We start from the raw sequence: 17,352 nt of genomic DNA, 5'->3' as shown, positions 1-17,352 counted from the left end.
TTCGGCCCGCGGGAGACAACCAGTCGGGGGCGTAGCTCAGTTTTGGTAGAGCGCTTCCATGGCATGGAAGAGGTCGTCGGTTCGAGTCCGGTCGCCTCCACTCGACGCAGCCGGGTCCATCGCGGGCCCGGCTGTTTTCATTGAGCTCCTGCCGGCGTCCGGGCGTCCCGCGAACTCGCTAGACGGAGGCGCCCCACCGGACCTCGCCCAGCCGCTCCATGGCCTTCACGATCCGCTCACGATCGACCGTGAGCGCCAGGCGGACGTAGTGCCGGCCGTCCTCGCCGAAGCCCGCGCCGGGGGTCAGGCACACATCGGCCTGCTCCATCGCGTCGCGGGCGACCTGCCACGAATCCAGCGGCACCCCATCGACCTCCGGGCATCGCGCCCAGACGAACATCCCCGCCGCGGGCGTGTCGGCCTGGAAGCCCAGCGCCCGCAGCGGCGGCAGCACCGCGTCGCGACGCTCGCGGTAGCGGTCCCGCACCGCCGCGATGTCGGGGTGGTCGTAGTTCTCCAGCGCGGCGACGGCGGCCTCCTGGATGGCGTTGAAGGGTCCCATGTCGATCGGCCCCTTGAGCTTGCCCAGCGCCGAGACGAGCGACTCGTGGCCGACCGCGAAGCCGATCCGCCAGCCCGCCATGCAGAACGCCTTGCTCAGCGAGTGGAACTCGATCGCGTGCGACCGCTCGAGATCGAGCCCATCCGCCTGCCACAGGCTCGGTGGAGGATCGCCCTCGAAGTACAGCTCCGAGTAGGCCTGGTCGCTGGCGAGCACGATGCCGTGGCGGCTGGCGAACTCGTAGGCCTGCCGGTAGAAGCCCACGCCCACGGTCGACGCCGTCGGGTTGTTGGGGAAGTTCACCCACATCAGGGCCGCACGCTCAAGATCGGCCGCGGGCAACTCCTCCCAGATCGGCGTCCAGCCCGAGGCCGGCCGCATCGGCATCGCGATCGGGTCCGCGCCCGCCAGGATCGCGCCGGCGTGGTACACCGGATACGCCAGGCTCGGCCGAAGCACCGAGCGGCCCGGGTCGACGATCGCCAGCGGCAGGTGGGCGATGCCCTCCTTCGACCCGATGCACGCGATGATGTGCCGGTCGGGGTCGGCGGTGACGCCGTAGCGGCGGTCCAGGAAGCGGGCGCACGCCGCCCGGAACTTGGCCGACCCCTTCGGATTGGGGTAGCGATGATTGGCCTCGTCCCGCACCGCGCGGACCATCGCGGCGACGACGTACTCGGGCGTCGGCGCATCCGGGTCGCCGACGCTCAGGTCGATGACCTCGCCCCCGGCGGCACGGCGGCGGGCCTTGGCCTCGTCGAGGGCGTGGAAGAGGTACGTGGGCAGAGCCCGCAGCCGCTGCGACGAGAGGGTTTCGGTGGCGTCCATTGTGCGGCGATCGTAGCGTCACGCCTGCCGGAGCCCGAACGCGGCCGGCCCGACATCCCTGCCCAAGGACTCTCGTCCACGACCCTCCGGAGGACCGACGCGTGCCCAATGCCATAAAGGCCGAGAAGCTGCTGGCCGAACTCAATCGCCTTCGCCAGGACCTCGATAAGGACCCCTCGGACCTGGAGTGGGTCACGCTGCACCACGTCTTCTGCTTCGTCTCGTACAAGACGGCCGACTTCCAGGCCTACCTGGATGGGGAGGCCGCCAAGGGGTCCTTCGACCAACTCGAGGACTAACCACGACGACGAACGAGGATCCGCTGTCGGATCGGTCGCGAAATGATCGATACAGGAGCATCGCGGGGCGCACGCATGCGGCCGCTCGGGAGAACCCCGCGGCGGCCCGGCGAAGCGGACGCGACGACCGCCCGGGAGCGTGTCCTGGGCGGGCGATGAGCCCGGGCGTGACGGTGCCCGGGAAAAGAGCCCGGCGGCGCTGCTCCGAGCGCGGCGGCCGGGCGGGCCCGTGCGAAAGGAGGTGATCCAGTGTCGAATCTCAGTCAGGATCTCAAGAGGATCCACGACAGGACGCTGCGTCGCTGACGCCGGACCCGACGGGGTCCGGCTCCGCGCGGCGTTCGCGCGGGCTTGGCTCCTGCGGAAGCACAGGACGCAACCCGTAACGCCGGCCCCACGGGGTCGGCGTTTTTTCGTGCGCACGCCGATACGCTCGGGCATGATCGCCGGCAGCACGCCCGACATGTCCCTCGTCGACGCCGTCGCCCTCGACGACGTGCGCGCGGCCGCCAACCGAATCGCCGGCAAGGTGCGCCGCACGCCGGTCCTGTCCGGCACGCCCCTCGACGATCGACTGCACGCCGAGGCCTTCCTCAAGTGCGAGAACCTGCAGCACACCGGCGCGTTCAAGATCCGCGGCGCCACCAATGCGCTGTGTTCGCTCGACGACGACGCCCGTGAGCGAGGCGTGCTGACCTATTCCAGCGGCAACCACGCCCAGGCCATCGCCCGGGCGGGCGCCTCGCTCGGCATCGCCACGGTCATCGTGATGCCGTGCAACGCGCCGCGCGTCAAGCGGAATGCGACCGAGGCCTGGATCGAGCGCTCGGGCGATCCACGATCCCGCGTCGTCGAGTACGACCCGGCAACCGAAGTCCGCGAAGAGGTGGGGGGGCGCATCGCCGAGCGCGAGGGCCTGGTGATCGTGCCGCCCTACGACCATCCGGACGTCATCGCGGGCCAGGGCACCGCCGCGCTGGAGCTCTTCGAGGAGGCGGGCGAGCTGGACCTGCTGCTGGTCTGCTGCGGCGGCGGGGGGCTGCTGAGTGGGTCGGCCATCGTCGCCCGGGCGCTATACCCGCGGTGCGTCGTGATGGGCGTCGAGCCCGCGCTGGCCGACGACGCGGCCCGCAGCTTCCGCTCTGGCGTGCTGCACGTGGTCCGCAACCCGCCGACGATCGCCGACGGCACGCGGACGCCGCACCTGGGCCGCTACACCTTCCCGCTGGTGCTGCGGCACGTCGACCGCTTCCTGACCTGCGCGGAGGAGGAGATCGCCGAGGCGGCCTCGTGGTGCATGCGGGCGCTCAAGCTCGTGGTCGAGCCATCCGGAGCGCTGGGCGTCGCCGGCGCACTGCGCCTGGCGCGTGACGAACCCGGCGGCATCGCCGGGCTCCGGGTGGGCGTCATGATTAGCGGCGGGAACGTCGATCTGGATTGACCGAGCCGCGTGCGCACGCACGTGGCTCGGACGGAGCTAGCTCGCCTCGGCCCGCGGGTGGGCGTCGTCGTAGGCCTCACGGAGTCGCTGGGCGCTCAGGTGGGTGTACACCTGCGTGGTGCTCAGCGACTGGTGGCCCAGCAGCGCCTGCACGCTGCGCAGGTCGGCGCCGTTGTCCAGCAGGTGCGTGGCGAACGTGTGCCGCAGCGTGTGCGGGCTGATGGTGCCGTCGAGGCCCACCTGTCCGAGGTACTTGTCCAGCTTGCGGCGGACCGAGCGGGAGCTCAGCCGCTTGCCGTGCTTGTTGATGAACAGCGGGGTCTGCTCGGCATCACCGCGGAGCACGTGGGCGAAGCGCGAGTCGGCCATCAGCCGCTCGACGTAGCGGGAGATGCTCGCCAGGGCCCGCTGGCCCAGGGGCACGAGCCGCTCCTTCTTGCCCTTGCCGCGGACGCGGAGGACCTTCTGCTCGAAGTCGACATCGGCGAAGGTGAGGCCGACCAGCTCGCTGACGCGCAGGCCGGTGGAGTAGAGCGTCTGGAGCACGGCGCGATCGCGGATGCCCAGCACGTCGCGGTCGTCGGGGGCGCTCAGGAGCTGCTCGACCTGCTCGATGGTGATGGCCTTGGGCAGCCGCTTGCTCTGCCGCGGCGTGCGGATCGACACCATCGGGTTCTGCGCGGCGATCTTGTTGCGAGCGGCCCACTTGTAGAACGAGCGGAGCGTGGCGATCTTGCGCGCCAGCGTGGCGGCCGAATACTGCTGGCTATCGAGGTGCTGCAGGAAGTCGCGGATCAGGTCGGCGTCGCCCTCGCAGATCGTGTCGGTTAGCGACGCGGATGCGTCGGCCGTGCCGCCCGAAGCCCGGCGGTCGTAGGCGGCCTGCTCGGCCGGCTGGTCGATCTCGCCCCCGCGGACGTTGGCGAGGAACTCGACGAACTGCCGCAGATCGGCTCCGTAGCAACGGGCCGTGTACGGGCTGAAGCGACGCTCGTCGGTCAGGTAGCTGGCGAATGCGTCGGTCAGTGGCAGCGTGGCCATCGCGAACTCCTTGCTTGGGCTTCGGCACGAACGCCAGGACGGCGCGATCGACACCGCCCCCGATGCTCATCGGCGAGATAACACACCGAGTTTCCTTCGATTCGGCCGGCGGCACGGCCCGAGCGGCACCGCGGCCACGCTACCCGGCGGCGCTCGCCAGCCGGATCCACTCGCGCTCGAGCAGGCCCTCGGTAGCCTCCCACACGGCGAAGCGCTCGAAGTCGGGCATGCTCTTGAGATACGTCCGCCACCCTAACGCCGACGGTTCCGCGGATCTCCCCTCGGCGAATCGGCGGACACGCTGCTGCACGTCGTGATCCCGCCCATCGAACACGTAGGCCACCGACGACGCGGGGCGGCGGCCAGCCTCGACCTGGCGGAAGAAGTCGTAATCGGTCGGCTGCTCGACGAGGCGGCGGGTGTCCAGCGGCTCGGCGGCCGCGTCGCTCAGCGCTCCCGGCCGCGCGTAGAGCGCCAGGGCAATGCCCAGTTGCGGCTCGTAGGGGTCGTACGCGGTGATCGAACCCACGATGACGCCATCCGCGCCCAGCAGGCGGGCCAGCCGATCGAGGTCCTCCGGGCCCGAGGGCTCGGCCATCTCCAGCGACGCCATCGCGTCGATCGTGCGGTTGAGCGGCAGGGCCCGCAGGCCCTGCGCCTGCGTGATCGTCGCGACGAGGCGGTCGCTGGTGGCGAAGCGATCGGCCGCCGTCGTGCCCGACTCGTTCCGCAGCGGCACGACCGCCCAGATGGGCTCGGCCCCCTGCGTCGCGTAGGGCGAGAGCAGCTGCCGCGGCGGCGTCAGCGGATCGGGCGTCGCGCAGCCGGGCGCAAGCACGACGGCGAGCGCCATCGCGCCGGCGAGCGTCCGTGCTGCGGGGTGCGTGATCCACGACGACCATCCCTGGCGCGTTGGGTGCGTTGCGTGCGTGCTGGCCATTGGGGGCTCCGCCTTGGCATGGCTCCAGAAAACAAGGCAAGCCCGGACTCCGCCGGGCTGGGGTTCTCGCGATGTGGCTAGTGCCTCACGGCTCGTGCCTCAAGGGTTGTTCGGCACCGTGGTGAACCGCGGGCCGACGCCCGGGTCCTCGCCCGTGGCGGCGATGATGGCGGTGCGGGCGCTCAGCGACCAGATGTTGTCTACGCCGCCGCGATCGGAGATGTAGTAGATGTGGTTGTCCGGGGCCCAGGTGGGCATCAGGTTGACGGCGTTGTCGTCGGTCAGCTCGACCAGCGAGGTGCCGTCGCTGGCGACCATCCACAGCTGGGCCATGGCGGGGCGGGTCTCGTTCATCTCGGCCCACTGCGCCGGGTTGGGCACGGTGGCGAAGGAGATCCACTGGCCGTCGCGGCTCCACGAGGGGTTGATGCACGCGGCGTATGGGCTCGAGGCGACCTGGGTCAGGTTGCCGGCGTTGAAGTCGGTGAAGTCCAGCGTCCAGACCGTGAACGCGCGGTCGCCCCGCTCCTTGCTCTGCTGGAACAGGATCCGCTCGCCCTGGCCGTTGGCGGTGTTGCCGGCGACCGGCGACCACTCCGGGAACAGGCCGTAGGACAGGAACTTGGTCACGCCCGGGTTACTCACGTCGGTGACCCAGATCTCCCACTTGCCGCTGACCTCGCCGAGGCGGCTGAAGGCCAGGTACCGGCCGTCGGGCGACCAGCTGGGGTGCAGCTCGTGGCTGCTCTCGGTGGTCACCTGGACGGCGGCGCCACCGGTGGAGGGGGTCACGAAGATGTCCCAGTTGCCCGAGCGGTTGCTCGCGAAGGCGACGCGGTCGCCGTCGGGGCTGAACTTGGGCATCACGTCGTTGGCCTCGTCCTTGGTCAGGCGGGTCACCACGCGGCTATCCACCGGCTTGACGAAGATGTCGCTGGTCAGGCTGTGCTGCGTGCTGGCGAACACCACGCTGCGGCCGTCGGGGGCGACATCGGGGTCGAAGTCCGCACCCTCGACGCTGAAGCTGACCTGCGCCAGGTTGTTGCCACCCGCGCGATCGGGATCCAGCGGAACAAGCCCGGCGGCGTCGGTGAAGACCTCACCGTAGAAGTCGTGCACCGCGTCGGTCGGCTGGAACTGCGGGGGCGTCTTGGGCGACAGGCTGATCCGCTCGCCGGTCCGCGGCGCGGCGCCGGTCCGCTGGAAGCCCGTCGGATCGTCGGCGGTCAGCGCGACGGCGTAGGGATCGCTCGGCTGGATCCTGCCCTGCGGGCTGGTGCCCTGGGCGACCGAGCCGCCCCGCGAGGAGCCCGAGAAGCCGCTCTCGCCGCCGCGGAACTGGTCGCCGCGGAACTGGCCGCTGCGGCTGGTCTGCAGCGGCGCGATGCGGCTGTTGCCGTTGCTCCGCTGGGTCAGGATCGAGTCGCCCGAGGCGTCGTCGGTGGTGCAGCCGGCCGCGAGGCCGACCAGCATGGCGACCGAGGCGGCGGTGATGCGTGCGGCGTGGTACGTCGTGTTCGAGCTCATCGGCGAAGCCTCCATCCTTGGCGGGCTGTGGCGGGCGTCCTCTTCGTGCACCGCGGCTGCTGCCCTGCTACCTGCTCCCCGGCTCACGCCGGCGCCTGTGCGACGGGACAACTCGAGCATCCCGGTCCCGGCCGCCGCGGGCATCCGCCCGGGCCGAGGCCGCCGCGGGGCTCCGTCCGCGGCCTTCGTGATCTGTATCGGACGTGCGGCACCCGTCGCTCGACCGCCGCCATCCTTCCTGATGGCAGAGATCGGACAACGGGGTTGGGGGCATCAGTCCGTTCGGGTGGGTCGCACGGATTCGCGCGGCTGGTTCGGGCTAGCGAGCGGCGTCGCGGCCCACGATCGCCGGCGTGTCCGCCGCGCGGACCCACGGCACGTCGGGCCGGCCACCGGCGAGATTCAGCCGGGCGAGGTACCGCGTCAGCTGGACGTCCTCGAATCGCTCCAGGAAGGCGGGCGACGCCGACCGGTTGATCGAGATGATGCGATCGACGACCTGCTCCCGGGTCAATCGCGTTCTGGGTTCAAGCGAGCGGGCCTCCGCCATCTCGCACGACGCCGGCCTCCGAGCCCCGTCGCGCATCGCGTATCTCCATGTTCCTTCTGGGCGATCCCTTGTCGGCGCGATGCGGCGAGGGCTTCCATATTTTCGGACGCAGGGCGAAATCGCCCGCGAGTACCATTCCCGATGCTCCTCTTTCAGCCGCATGCACAGCCGGAACCCCGCATGGTGGATGTTGCGTCCGGCACAGCTTGGCGGGCGCCGCGACACAACATGCTGCGTGAGCCCATCGACATCCGCGAGGGCGAGACCGTCGTGCTATGGAGCGGCTGGCTGGGCCCGGACGCCGATGCGGCGCGGTACCGCTTCCCGGCCGGCGCGCCCACCTGGACGCCCGACGCGTGGGCCGCCTTCGAGGACGTGCTGGGCGCCACGCTCGCTGAGGCGAGCCGGCGGGGCACGCAGATCCTGCTCCGCCCGCACAGCCGCCACATGGCCTCGGACGTGCCCTCCATCCAGAAGACGCTCTCGCTGTTCGAGGATCCGCGCCTCGGCCTGCTGCTCGACCCCGCGATGATGCTGTCGGCCGACATGCTGCCCGACGCGGCCGATCACCTGCTCCGCATCCTCGAGGCGCTCGGCGGCCACCCTCGCACCGCGGCGGTGCTGCTCACCGGTGTCGAGCGGGCCGGCAGCGACGGCGACCCGCCGACGCCGTGCCCGCTGTCCCACGGCGAGTTCGATCGCGAGGACCTGCTGGGGGTGCTCCGGGCGGCCGGTCCGCGGGAGACGCCGATCGCAATTCTGGATGACGAGGTCGACGCACAGGAGCGGCTTCTTGCGGAAGCCGGCCTGCTATCGTCGCTCCCGAAGCCCGCGACCTAAGGGGGATCCGCATGGCCGACGCTCCGACGCTGAACCACCCAACAGTCCCGGCCGTCCGCGAGGCCTTCCCCGACGCGAAGCTGCGGGCGACGGAATTCCGGGGGCAGACGACCCTCGTCGTCGAGCCCGGCGCCCTGCACGCCATCATGCTCTTCCTGCGGGACAAGCGGGCGTACGACTTCCTGTCCGATGTGGCCGGCGTGGACTACCTGGACTACCCCGGCGAGACGCTCGGCCGCTTCGCGGTCGTCTACAACCTGATCGCCACCGAGCGGGACGATCGCTTCTTCGTCAAGGTGTTCCTCGATCCCTCGCTGCCTACCGACGGCATCGAGGAGGATCCGACGCTCTACGTCGACAGCGTGTGCGACGTGTGGCCCGGAGCCGAGTGGCCCGAGCGGGAGGTGTTCGACATGTTCGGCATCCGCTTCCGCAACCACCCGGACCTGCGCCGCATCCTGACGTGGAAGGACTACCCGGCGCACCCGCTGCGGAAGGACTACCCGGTTCGTGGGCAGGGCGAGCGCGAGAGCTACAAGATCGTGGATCGCAGCGACGCGTAGCGGCCGTTCGACCGGGCGTCTCAGCCGCCACCCTCGAGCACGAGATCGCTGACCGCGCCGCTGGTGGGCAGCGGCCGCTCGATCACGAACTCGCCGGTCTCGGTGTTCCAGCGGATCATGGCGGCCGACGCGGGCTGGGCGCTCTCGCGATCGAAGACCACGACGGGGGCGACCGGGTCGCCCGACGCGACGACCTCGCCGGTGCGAGCGTCGAAGCGGAGCGAGCGTGCGACGATCTCCCGGGCGGGCGTGGCGGCGTAGACGGCGCCCTCGGCCCGGGCCTCTCGGAGCGCCGTGCCGCCGCTGCGGCCGCGGCCGCCGCCCTCCTCCAGCACGAGAGTGAGCGTCTCGCAGTCCATGTCGATCTGGTCGGCCTCGGGCGTGCTGCGGTGGCTCAGCCTCACGCCGCGATTCACGACCAGCCTGGAGCGTTCGCGCGCAAGCTCCAGGCCGCCCGACCAGTCGACGAGGGTCTCGCCCTCGCCGCCGAGTGCATCGAGGCCGCCCGGTTCGTCGGCGAGGTCCCCGGCAAGTTCGGCGTCGTCCATCGGCGTGCTGAAGAAGATGGCGCGGCCCGCGCCGGGGGCGGACATGTCGCCCGTGGCACCATCGACATCGAGCTCGGGCACGAGCAGCGCCACGGCCGATCGCAGACCGCCACCACGGGCGAACCGCTTGATCTCGACGACGACGCGGCCGCCGGGCGACTCTTCGGCGAAGGCCTTGGCCCACAGCAGCGTGCGCTCGCCGCGCTGCAGGCTCTCGGAGGCGCTGGGCTGGTCGTCTTCGGCGGCGTCCGCGTCCGGACGTGCGAAGGCGAGCTGGACGTTGGTGGCCGCGACGCGGTTCTCCTCGGTCCGCTCGTCGGTGGCGACGACTTGGACGGCGCCGTCGGCCTCGGCCAGGCCCCGTTCGTCGTCGAAGATCATGAAGTTTCGCCAGGCGATGTCGAGCTTGGTCGGCCGCTCGCCCCGTTCGCCGGGCAACTCGTGGGCGAAGGAGCCCGGCCCGAACACCTGCGCGATGCCCGTGCCGCCGTCGAGGGTGATCTGCGGCCCGCGGATGCGGCTGACGCCCCGTGACGCCTCGGCCGTCTCGCCCTCGGCGGCGATGATCTCGATGTACTGCCGCTCGGGCTCGGCCACGAGCGATCGGCCGACCACCTCGATGCGGACTCCGTCGCGATCCGTGGCCCGCAGGTCCACGCCGCCGTCGAGCTCGGCCCGGGCGACCTCGATGCGGCGGCCCTCGTTGGTCGCCCGCAGGGCGGCGTCGAGCGTGCCGCACGAGAAGGTGGCCCGGTCGTCGCGCCCGGTGACCGAGCCCCTGGCGAGCAGCCGCACCGGATCGGCGCGGTCCCGCTCTTGGGTGAGGGCGAACTCGACCTCGATGCGATCGCCGGTGAGGCGGCCCGCGCGGTCGCTGCCCGCGCTGGCGGGCTGGTTGGCCTCGCGATCGATGACGAGCCGGCGGACCAGCGGGCGGTCGGCCTCGACCTCGAAGAACTCGGCGGCGACGCGATCGCCCGCGAGCCGCGCATCGCCCGCGATGGCCTCCACCTTGCCACGGAAGTCGGCGGACGAGAGCGACACGCGGGGCTCGCCGGCGTCGCCGGCACCGGGTAGGCGAACGAAGTCCAGGTCGGCGCGCTCGGCCCACGCAATGCTGCCTTGCTCGTCGCCACCCAACGCCGCGAGCTGCCCGGGCCCGATGAGCCGCGCCTCGCGGGCGAGCAGGTCGAGCTCGACGCGGATGCCGCGGGCCTCGCCCACCCCCGGCGCGCTCACGTACACGCTGTTGGACGACGGCCCCACCAGCACCGCCCGCTGCGTCGTGGGGTAGTAGTCGATGGCCGCGGCGTGGCCGACGGCCGACGTCTCGGCATCGGCGAGGCGGACCAGGCCCCGCTCGGCCGCGCCGAACCGCAGCGCGATGTCGTCCCACGCCAGCTCGGGCGGCTCGTCGAGCATGGGGCGGGCCACGAGCGGGCCGCTCCAGGTCATCGTGACGGGCACGTCCGCCGACCGATCATCGCTGGTCGCTTGATCGCCCAAGGAGGCCAGCACCGCGGCGAGCAGGCGGGCCCCGGTCTCCACCGGCAGGCCGCCGCGGCGGGCCAGCGGCGCGATCGCGTCGTCGGCCAGCCGATCGTTCTCCAAGCGGATCCACGCATCGAGGGTGTCGGCGTCAACCTCCAGCCCGCCCCGCTCGACGACGACGCCGCCGGCGATGCGGAGGTGGTAGAAGCGCTCGACGACGCCGGCAGTTTCGGACGAACCGGATGGATCGGGCGCCGCGGCATCGTCCGCCGGTGCACCGCGCTGCGGATGCCGAGGCGCCGCTGCACCGGGTTCACCAGCCGTGGCATCGGCCGGCTCTTGCCCTGCGTCAGGCTCGGCTGCGATCGGCTCGTCGCGGGGCGTGTACGACGCGGTGCCGCCGCCCGGCGATTCCAGCCGCTCGAATTGGCGTGTAACCTCGTTGCCCCGCACGTCGAGGCCGCGGGCCTCGAAGGTCACCGCATCGGTGCCACCGCGGACCACGTCGGTGGTGGAGAGCGTGCCGAGCTCGACGTTGAAGTCGAGGCTCTCGCTGCGGAAGGTGGCCGCCACCGGCGCGGCCGCGAGGTCCCCGGGCTCGGTTGCCACGCCGGCATCGAACAGGCGGACGAGCACGTCGCCGCGGAGCGTGCCCCGCTCGGGCGGCTGCTCGCGGGAGGGCGTGACGAGGTCGCCGGTCTCCGACTGCACGTGGATGGTGCGTCCGCTGGACTGGTACAGCCACACGCGGGGCGCCGCGGCGCGGTAGCGGCGGGGGCCGTCGGGCGCCATCTCGTCGGCGATCATCCGGGCGGCCGTCCGGCCCGGCTGGCTGCCGTCCTGGAAGTAGACGTCTACTCGCTGGGCCAGCTGCCCGCCCGCGCCGAGCTGCGCGCCGGGCTGCAGCTCCGGCGGCGGGAGCGCCTCGGACTGCCGCCCGGGCGTCGGGCCGCTCGGGGCCGCGAAGACGTACACGAACACGGCCACGAGGATGGCGGCCACGGCGAGGGCGGCGAGGATCCGTTGCACCGCGCCGCCTCGGCGTTGCGGTGACCGCGCTGCTGCTCGTGCTGGTGATCGAGCTGGTTCTCGTCGGAGGGCCGGCATCGTCAACTGTACATCTCGATGACGTGCTCCAGCAGGCCCTGGACCTCCAGGATCCTCCAGATCGCCTCCCGCACCGCGCCGTGGCCGCCGCGGGCCTCGGTCACCAGCGCCGCGCGGGCCCGGACGTGCGGGTCGGCGTCGGCGACGGCAATCGGGCAGCCCACGGCCCGGAAGGCCCGCAGGTCCGCGAGATCGTCGCCGACGAAGGCCGCCTGCTCGCTCGCGTAGCCCAGCCGACCGAGCACGCTCCGGACGGCGGCGTGCTTGTCCTCGACCCGTTCGAGGACCGCGTCGACGCCCAGCATGCGGGCCCGCTCAAGGACGGCCTTGCCGGGGCGGGCGGTGATGATCGCCACGGGCCGCTCCAGCCGCCGCCAGGCCGTGATGCCCTGGCCGTCGCGGACGCAGAAACGGCGGGTCTCGACGTTGTCGTCGTCGAGGTAGAGCGCCCCGTCGGTGAGGGTGCCGTCGACGTCGCACAGCAGCACGCGGACGTCCTTGGCTCGCTCGCGGAATTCGGAGGTGGTGTCCATGCCCGTTCCGTAGGCCGGCCTTGGCGGACCGACCGATCGCGGGCGTCGCCGAACCGTCCTGGCTCGTCGCGGTGGCCCTGGGCGTATCTTTAGCGCTTCGGCGGGCGGCGGGTCCCGCCGGGCGCGCGTGGTCGCGCCCGTTCTTTGTGCGGCTCGCGAGGCTGGAGGGCGGATGGCCTGGTTGCGTATGTCGTCGCGGGTGGCGGATCTGGAGCCCTCGGCCACCGTCGCCGTCGCCACGCGGGCCAAGCGGCTGAAGGCCGAGGGTCGCGACATCATCGGCTTCGGCGCGGGCGAGCCGGACTTCGACACGCCCGAGGTCATCAAGCGGGCCGCGATCGATGCGCTGCACGCGGGCCGCACCAAGTACGAGGCCGCCGCCGGCCCGAAGCCCGCGCGCGAGGCGATCGCCCGCAAGCTGTGCGAGGACAACGACCTGCCGATCGACGCCGACGGCGTCATCATTACCAGCGGTGCCAAGGCGGCGTTCTTCCAGGCCTGCTTCGCGCTGCTGGGCGATCCGGCGCCCGACGGGGGCACGTGGGAGGTCATCGTGCCGGCGCCCGCGTGGGTGAGCTACGCGCCCATCGCCCGGATGTGCGGGGGCACGATCGTCGAGGTGCCCCTATTGGCAGCCGACGGCTTCGCGCTCTCGCCGGCGGCGCTGCGGGAGGCCATAACGCCGCGGAGCCGGCTGCTGGTGATCAACTCCCCGTCGAATCCGTGCGGCACGGTGATGGACCGCCAACGGATGCAGAAGATCGCCGAGGTGGTTGCCGACGCCGCGAGGGCCATCGCGCCCCACCTCGTCGTCATCACCGACGAGATCTACGAGAAGCTGATCTTCGACGGCATGGAGCACGCGTCCTTCGGTGCGCTGCCCGGCGTCGCCGATCGCACCGTCACGCTCAACGCGCTCAGCAAGAGCTACGCGATGACCGGCTGGCGGGTGGGCTACGCGGCGGCCACCGGCGAGTTGGCCGAGACGCTGATTCCCGGCATGGCCCGGGTCCAGGGCCAGAGCGTGACCAACATCACCTCGTTCCTCTACCCGGCCATCGAGGCCGCGTTCTCGGAGGCGAGCGGTGAGATCGAGCGCATCCGCGCGACCTTCGAGGGGCGGCGGGACCTCGTCATCGACCTGCTGGGCGGCATCGACGGCATCGAGACCGCCCGGCCCTCGGGAGCCATGTACGCCTTCCCGAAGGTGGCGAGCTTCTACGGCGGAACCAGCGCCGGCGGAGCCACCATCCATGACTCGCTGGGCTTCTGCGAGGCGCTGCTCGAGGAGCAGGGCGTGGCGATGGTCCCCGGCGGGGCCTTCGGCGGGTGCGGCGACGAGCACGTCCGCATCAGCTACGCCTGCTCGGACGACGATATCCGCGAGGGGCTACGCCGGCTTGCGGTGTTTGTTGGGGGCCTCAAATAGGTTCGCGCGCGGTATACTCGCGCCACAATGCCACCCACCGAATCCCGGAGACCCGACATGGCGCCACGCCTCACCGCTGTCATCGTGCTCTGCTGCGGCGGGGCGGCCCTCGGCCAGTTCTGGACCACGCCCGTTGGCCAGGGGCTCATGGAGGGCATCAGCGACGCCGGCGTCGCCGTGGGCTCCTTCAACCACCCCGCCGGCGAGTACTTCCTCTGGACCGAGGACGGCGGCGTGGAACTCATCGGCGGCGTGCCCGCGGGCTCGGGCGTGGGCGGCCAGGCGAAGATCTCCAACGACGGTCGGTACGTCTGCGGCACGATCTTCAACGATGGGCCGGGTTGGCACGAGATGGCCCGCTACGACCGCACGACCGGGGAATGGACGCCGCTGGGCTTCATACCGGGTTTCGGCGAGCCGGTGGACGACGAGATCTCCAGCGGCTGGAACATCTCGGGCGACGGTCGATCGGTCGTCGGCCTGGGCTGGACGCTGCTCGGCACGGCCGACGCGCACGCGATGCAGTGGACCGAGGGCGTCGGCGTGATCGACCTGGGCACGGCGGCCATCGGCACGTCGGCGCGCGCCAGCGCGGTCGACCTCGACGGCAACGTCGTCGCGGGGTGGCAGGACGGCGCGGGCCGCCAGGGCGCCGTGTGGGTCGACGGCGTGCAGGAGCTGATCTCCACCGATGCCGGCCGGCCCGCGCTCGAGGCCTTCGGCGTCTCGGACGACGGGCGGTACGTCGTGGGCTTCGGCATCGGGGCGCCGGGCGTGGCGTATCGCTACAACGTCGACACCGACGAGTACCAGCCGCTGCCGAGCCCGCCCGCGGCGCAGCGGAACACCGCGGCCACGTCGACGACGGCCGACGGCTCGATCGTCGTGGGGGGCACCTGGCCGCTCGGGCCGGCGACCTTCGGCCGGGGTTTCGTGTGGCAAGAGGGCGTCGGAACGACGGCGGTCGAGGACTTCCTCGACGCTAGCGGCGTGGCGTACCCGCCGGGGTTCGTGTTCTCGTTCGTTGCGTCCATCTCGCCCAGCGGTGAGTGGATGACGGGCTGGGGGTACGAGGGCTCGATCGCGAATTCGCAGTCCTGGATCGTCCGCCTCGCGGGCTGCGTGGCCGACTTCGACGGCGACGGAGAGCTCACGCTCTTCGACTTCCTCGCCTTCCAGAATGCCTTCGACGCGGGCGAGCCGCGTGCAGACATCGACGGCGACGGCGTGCTCACGCTCTTCGACTTCCTGGCCTTCCAGAACGCCTTCGACGGGGGCTGCCCATGAGGCGCGGGACGGCGATCGCGGTGTGCGCATTGCTCGCGCTGCTTGCGGCGCCGTCGACGGCCGACGAGCCGTGGCTCGAACCCGGGCGATACCAGTGGGGCTACCGCTACTGGGCGTCGACCCTCACCCTCGAGGGCCGGGCGCGGGACTGGGAGATGCAGATCAGCTACCCGGCGACCTCTCGGGGCGAGGATGCGCCGATCGTGCCCAACGCCGGCCCGCTGCCCTTCATCGTGTTCGCGCACGCGGGCGGCTCGGACTACGACTGGTACGACTACCTCTTCCCGCTGCTCGCGAGCCGCGGCGTGATCATCGCCTCGGTGCGGCACAACGGGGACTGGCACTCCGGCCCGGGAGACGTGAGCGACCTGCACCGCGAACTCCTGCGGGCCACGACGAACCGAGTCCTGCAATGGTCGCAGTCGCCCGGGCACTTCCTGTTCGGCAAGGTGGACGACGAGCGGTACGGGCTCGCGGGCCACTCCCATGGGGCCGGCGCGGCGCTGTACCTCGTGGGCTCTTCTCCCGGCCCTCCGCTCGATCCCGAGTTCATGGTGCTCCTGGCGCCCTGCCCGCTGCCCTATGGCACGCCCATCGGTGACTACGCCGTGCGGTACCCCGGCATGCCCGCAACGCAGGTCGTGTACGGCTCTCGGGACGAGGACGGCTGCGTCGCCAACGGGCAGTCCATCGCGATCTACGAATACGGCGACCGGCTGCGGCACTACGCCTACGTCGATGGATCGGGGCACCACGCCTTCGACGACCATGGCGCGCTGGGCGCCACGGTCATCCCGCGACACGAGGCCCAGGACGCCGCCGCATCGGCCATCGTGCCGTTCGTGGTGCACCACTTCTTCGACGACGAGGCGGCGCTCGACGCCCTCCGCCGCAGCCACGATCTGCTCGAGGACGGCGCAACGGTGCACTACCAGATCCACGAGCCCGAGCGGCTGGTGATCGACAATTTCGAGGATGACTCGACCGAGTCGTTCGCCGACGCGATCGTCGGCATCCCCGGGCAGACCTTCGTCAACGGCTTCCTGAGCGACACCTTCGTCGACCGCGAGGTGGGCATCCGCGTGCTCCGCGAGGAGCTGCGCGCTCTTCTGGCCGAAGACGAGGGCGCCCGCGTGCTGTTCTTCCTCGACAACATCCGCGGCACCGATCTCTACCGGCCGGCGCTCAACGCCGAGGCCGCCACCGGTCGCGTCGGCGAGATCGTGCAGGTGTCGGATCGCCGCGAGTTCGCGACCCGCATCGTGGCCGGCGGCTGGGACCTGATCATCAGCGCGAACCAGGACGGCAGCTCGACGGCCAGCCATCCGTTCGACGCGCCGCTCGCCGCGTATGTCTGCGGCGGCGGCCGCGCGATCATCTCGGACTTCCGCGTGGGCTCGCCGACGCTGCCGGCCGTGCTGGCCTGCGCCGGGGCGGCGTACGACGGACAGACCAACTACGACCGCATGTTTCCCGTCGAGCGACTGTTCAACGACCACGTCGCCCTGTTCCGCAACCCCGGCTGGGGCATCTGGACCGCGAGCCTGGAAGAGGTGGGCGCGGGCGTGTCGTTCGCGAACAACGACCTCGATCGCGTCGGCGGCGTGGGCGATCCGTTCACCAACAGCCTCGGACTGCCGGTGGCCTACGCCCCGGAGCTGGACGTGGCCGACGAGCGGTGGATGCTCGACTTCCAGACGCTGTACTGGCCCACGTCCGGGCTGGACGTGGCGTGGACGACGACCGGGCTGGGCTTCTACGAGACGCTCTCGGACTCCGGCGGCCTGGACGCCCGCTGCTGGATGGACCTGAGTTTCCGGCTCGCGCAGCTGCACGGCGATCCGCGCAACCCCGTTGGCGCCGAGATCGACCTGTCCGTCGAACTGCACGACCAGTCCGGCCGCGTCGCGCGGCTGCGGCTGTCCGATGCGCCGCAGGGCCCGCTGGCCTACCCGGACGGGCCCGCCCCGGGGATCGGGTGGAAGACGATGTTCGAGACGTACCGCTTCCCGCTGGCGGCATTCGTCGCGGCCGAGCCCGAGCTGGACCTTACCAGACTCGCGGGACTCGCCATCGTCTTCGACGGCCGCGCGACCGGCCGGCTGGTCCTCGACGACATCGAACTGGCCGGTCGCGTGCGATCGGGAGCCGACGTCGACGGCAGCGGCGCCATCGACGCCTTTGACGTGCTCGCGATGGCCGACCTCGTCGCCCGCGGTGCGCCCGCGGCAGACCTGGACCGCAGCGGCCGTGTCGACACCCTCGACGTGCTTCGGCTGCTGGAGGTGCTGGGTGACCCCGACGCCTGCCCGTGAGCCCCAGCGGCACCGCCCGGCTCCCGAGGCGACATAAGAAGTCAGGAGATG

General features: G+C 71.5%; 14 protein-coding genes and 1 tRNA gene. 8 read left to right on the top strand and 7 right to left on the bottom strand.

The features are described from left to right. The first annotated feature begins 25 nt into the window (after nt 1-25). Nucleotides 26-100: transfer RNA gene (locus AAFX79_02530), tRNA-Ala, on the top strand. Between the two features lie 78 nt (nt 101-178). Here AAFX79_02530 and AAFX79_02525 read toward each other — a convergent pair. Beyond that, entirely contained in the window at nt 179-1,390 is a 1,212-nt protein-coding gene (locus AAFX79_02525) for an aminotransferase class I/II-fold pyridoxal phosphate-dependent enzyme (GenBank protein ID MEO1007419.1), read from the bottom strand. 101 nt (nt 1,391-1,491) lie between these two features. Between AAFX79_02525 and AAFX79_02520 the strand changes: the two genes are divergently transcribed. Next, nucleotides 1,492-1,689 carry a hypothetical protein gene (locus AAFX79_02520; protein MEO1007418.1) on the top strand — a complete coding sequence of 66 codons (198 nt, stop codon included), beginning with the start codon at nt 1,492-1,494 and terminating at the stop codon, nt 1,687-1,689. A gap of 439 nt (nt 1,690-2,128) precedes the next feature. Next, nucleotides 2,129-3,130, top strand: coding sequence for a pyridoxal-phosphate dependent enzyme (locus AAFX79_02515; GenBank protein MEO1007417.1), 1,002 nt, complete (start codon nt 2,129-2,131; stop codon nt 3,128-3,130). A 36-nt stretch (nt 3,131-3,166) separates the two neighbouring features. Here the strand turns inward: AAFX79_02515 and xerC are convergent, their stop codons facing one another. The 4 genes from xerC to AAFX79_02495 form a co-directional block, all read right to left on the bottom strand. Next, on the bottom strand, nt 3,167-4,171 hold the full coding sequence (gene xerC / locus AAFX79_02510) for a tyrosine recombinase XerC (GenBank protein MEO1007416.1): 1,005 nt from the start codon (nt 4,169-4,171) through the stop codon (nt 3,167-3,169). Between the two features lie 139 nt (nt 4,172-4,310). Further along, nucleotides 4,311-5,111, bottom strand: a complete 801-nt coding sequence (locus AAFX79_02505) for a hypothetical protein (GenBank protein ID MEO1007415.1) — start codon at nt 5,109-5,111, stop codon at nt 4,311-4,313. 99 nt (nt 5,112-5,210) lie between these two features. Then, nucleotides 5,211-6,638: a DPP IV N-terminal domain-containing protein gene (locus AAFX79_02500; GenBank protein ID MEO1007414.1), complete on the bottom strand. Its 1,428-nt coding sequence runs from the start codon at nt 6,636-6,638 to the stop codon at nt 5,211-5,213. 319 nt (nt 6,639-6,957) lie between these two features. Next, nucleotides 6,958-7,224 carry a hypothetical protein gene (locus AAFX79_02495; GenBank protein ID MEO1007413.1) on the bottom strand — a complete coding sequence of 89 codons (267 nt, stop codon included), beginning with the start codon at nt 7,222-7,224 and terminating at the stop codon, nt 6,958-6,960. 192 nt (nt 7,225-7,416) lie between these two features. Between AAFX79_02495 and AAFX79_02490 the strand changes: the two genes are divergently transcribed. Together AAFX79_02490 and AAFX79_02485 are read left to right on the top strand one after the other, a co-directional pair. Continuing rightward, nucleotides 7,417-8,028: a hypothetical protein gene (locus tag AAFX79_02490; GenBank protein ID MEO1007412.1), complete on the top strand. Its 612-nt coding sequence runs from the start codon at nt 7,417-7,419 to the stop codon at nt 8,026-8,028. Nucleotides 8,029-8,039: 11 nt separating this feature from the next. Then, complete coding sequence (locus AAFX79_02485; GenBank protein ID MEO1007411.1) at nt 8,040-8,591, top strand: NADH-quinone oxidoreductase subunit C; 552 nt, start codon at nt 8,040-8,042, stop codon at nt 8,589-8,591. A 20-nt stretch (nt 8,592-8,611) separates the two neighbouring features. On the opposite strand, the gene AAFX79_02480 is transcribed toward AAFX79_02485, so the two are convergent. Further along, a complete protein-coding gene (locus AAFX79_02480; GenBank protein MEO1007410.1) occupies nt 8,612-11,659 on the bottom strand; it encodes a hypothetical protein in 3,048 nt (1,015 codons plus the stop codon). Nucleotides 11,660-11,739: 80 nt separating this feature from the next. After that, on the bottom strand, nt 11,740-12,270 hold the full coding sequence (locus tag AAFX79_02475) for an HAD hydrolase family protein (protein MEO1007409.1): 531 nt from the start codon (nt 12,268-12,270) through the stop codon (nt 11,740-11,742). Nucleotides 12,271-12,442: 172 nt separating this feature from the next. Here AAFX79_02475 and AAFX79_02470 point away from each other — a divergent pair, with 172 nt between their 5' ends. Genes AAFX79_02470 through AAFX79_02460 form a run of 3 tightly spaced genes read left to right on the top strand, consistent with a single transcriptional unit; the run spans nt 12,443 to nt 17,301 of the window. Further along, nucleotides 12,443-13,699, top strand: coding sequence for a pyridoxal phosphate-dependent aminotransferase (locus AAFX79_02470; protein MEO1007408.1), 1,257 nt, complete (start codon nt 12,443-12,445; stop codon nt 13,697-13,699). A 57-nt stretch (nt 13,700-13,756) separates the two neighbouring features. Further along, on the top strand, nt 13,757-14,986 hold the full coding sequence (locus AAFX79_02465; GenBank protein ID MEO1007407.1) for a GC-type dockerin domain-anchored protein: 1,230 nt from the start codon (nt 13,757-13,759) through the stop codon (nt 14,984-14,986). Beyond that, complete coding sequence (locus tag AAFX79_02460) at nt 14,983-17,301, top strand: hypothetical protein (GenBank protein ID MEO1007406.1); 2,319 nt, start codon at nt 14,983-14,985, stop codon at nt 17,299-17,301. The genes AAFX79_02465 and AAFX79_02460 overlap by 4 nt, the downstream gene beginning before the upstream one ends. Nucleotides 17,302-17,352 lie beyond the last annotated feature (51 nt).

This window comes from Planctomycetota bacterium (assembly GCA_039819165.1).
Taxonomy (GTDB): Bacteria; Planctomycetota; Phycisphaerae; order Phycisphaerales; family UBA1924; genus JAHCJI01.
Note: the sequence above shows the minus strand (reverse complement) of the source record. Positions and strands in the feature narration are given on the sequence as shown.

What these genes read in the sequence shown, in the direction of transcription:
- AAFX79_02475 (MEO1007409.1), bottom strand. Translation starts at nt 12,270, where the DNA reads ATGGACACCACCTCCGAATTCCGCGAGCGAGCCAAGGACGTCCGCGTG.
- AAFX79_02525 (MEO1007419.1), bottom strand. Translation starts at nt 1,390, where the DNA reads ATGGACGCCACCGAAACCCTCTCGTCGCAGCGGCTGCGGGCTCTGCCC.
- AAFX79_02470 (MEO1007408.1), top strand. Translation starts at nt 12,443, where the DNA reads ATGGCCTGGTTGCGTATGTCGTCGCGGGTGGCGGATCTGGAGCCCTCG.
- AAFX79_02495 (MEO1007413.1), bottom strand. Translation starts at nt 7,224, where the DNA reads ATGCGCGACGGGGCTCGGAGGCCGGCGTCGTGCGAGATGGCGGAGGCC.
- xerC (MEO1007416.1), bottom strand. Translation starts at nt 4,171, where the DNA reads ATGGCCACGCTGCCACTGACCGACGCATTCGCCAGCTACCTGACCGAC.
- AAFX79_02465 (MEO1007407.1), top strand. Translation starts at nt 13,757, where the DNA reads ATGGCGCCACGCCTCACCGCTGTCATCGTGCTCTGCTGCGGCGGGGCG.
- AAFX79_02505 (MEO1007415.1), bottom strand. Translation starts at nt 5,111, where the DNA reads ATGGCCAGCACGCACGCAACGCACCCAACGCGCCAGGGATGGTCGTCG.
- AAFX79_02460 (MEO1007406.1), top strand. Translation starts at nt 14,983, where the DNA reads ATGAGGCGCGGGACGGCGATCGCGGTGTGCGCATTGCTCGCGCTGCTT.
- AAFX79_02500 (MEO1007414.1), bottom strand. Translation starts at nt 6,638, where the DNA reads ATGAGCTCGAACACGACGTACCACGCCGCACGCATCACCGCCGCCTCG.
- AAFX79_02490 (MEO1007412.1), top strand. Translation starts at nt 7,417, where the DNA reads ATGCTGCGTGAGCCCATCGACATCCGCGAGGGCGAGACCGTCGTGCTA.
- AAFX79_02485 (MEO1007411.1), top strand. Translation starts at nt 8,040, where the DNA reads ATGGCCGACGCTCCGACGCTGAACCACCCAACAGTCCCGGCCGTCCGC.
- AAFX79_02515 (MEO1007417.1), top strand. Translation starts at nt 2,129, where the DNA reads ATGATCGCCGGCAGCACGCCCGACATGTCCCTCGTCGACGCCGTCGCC.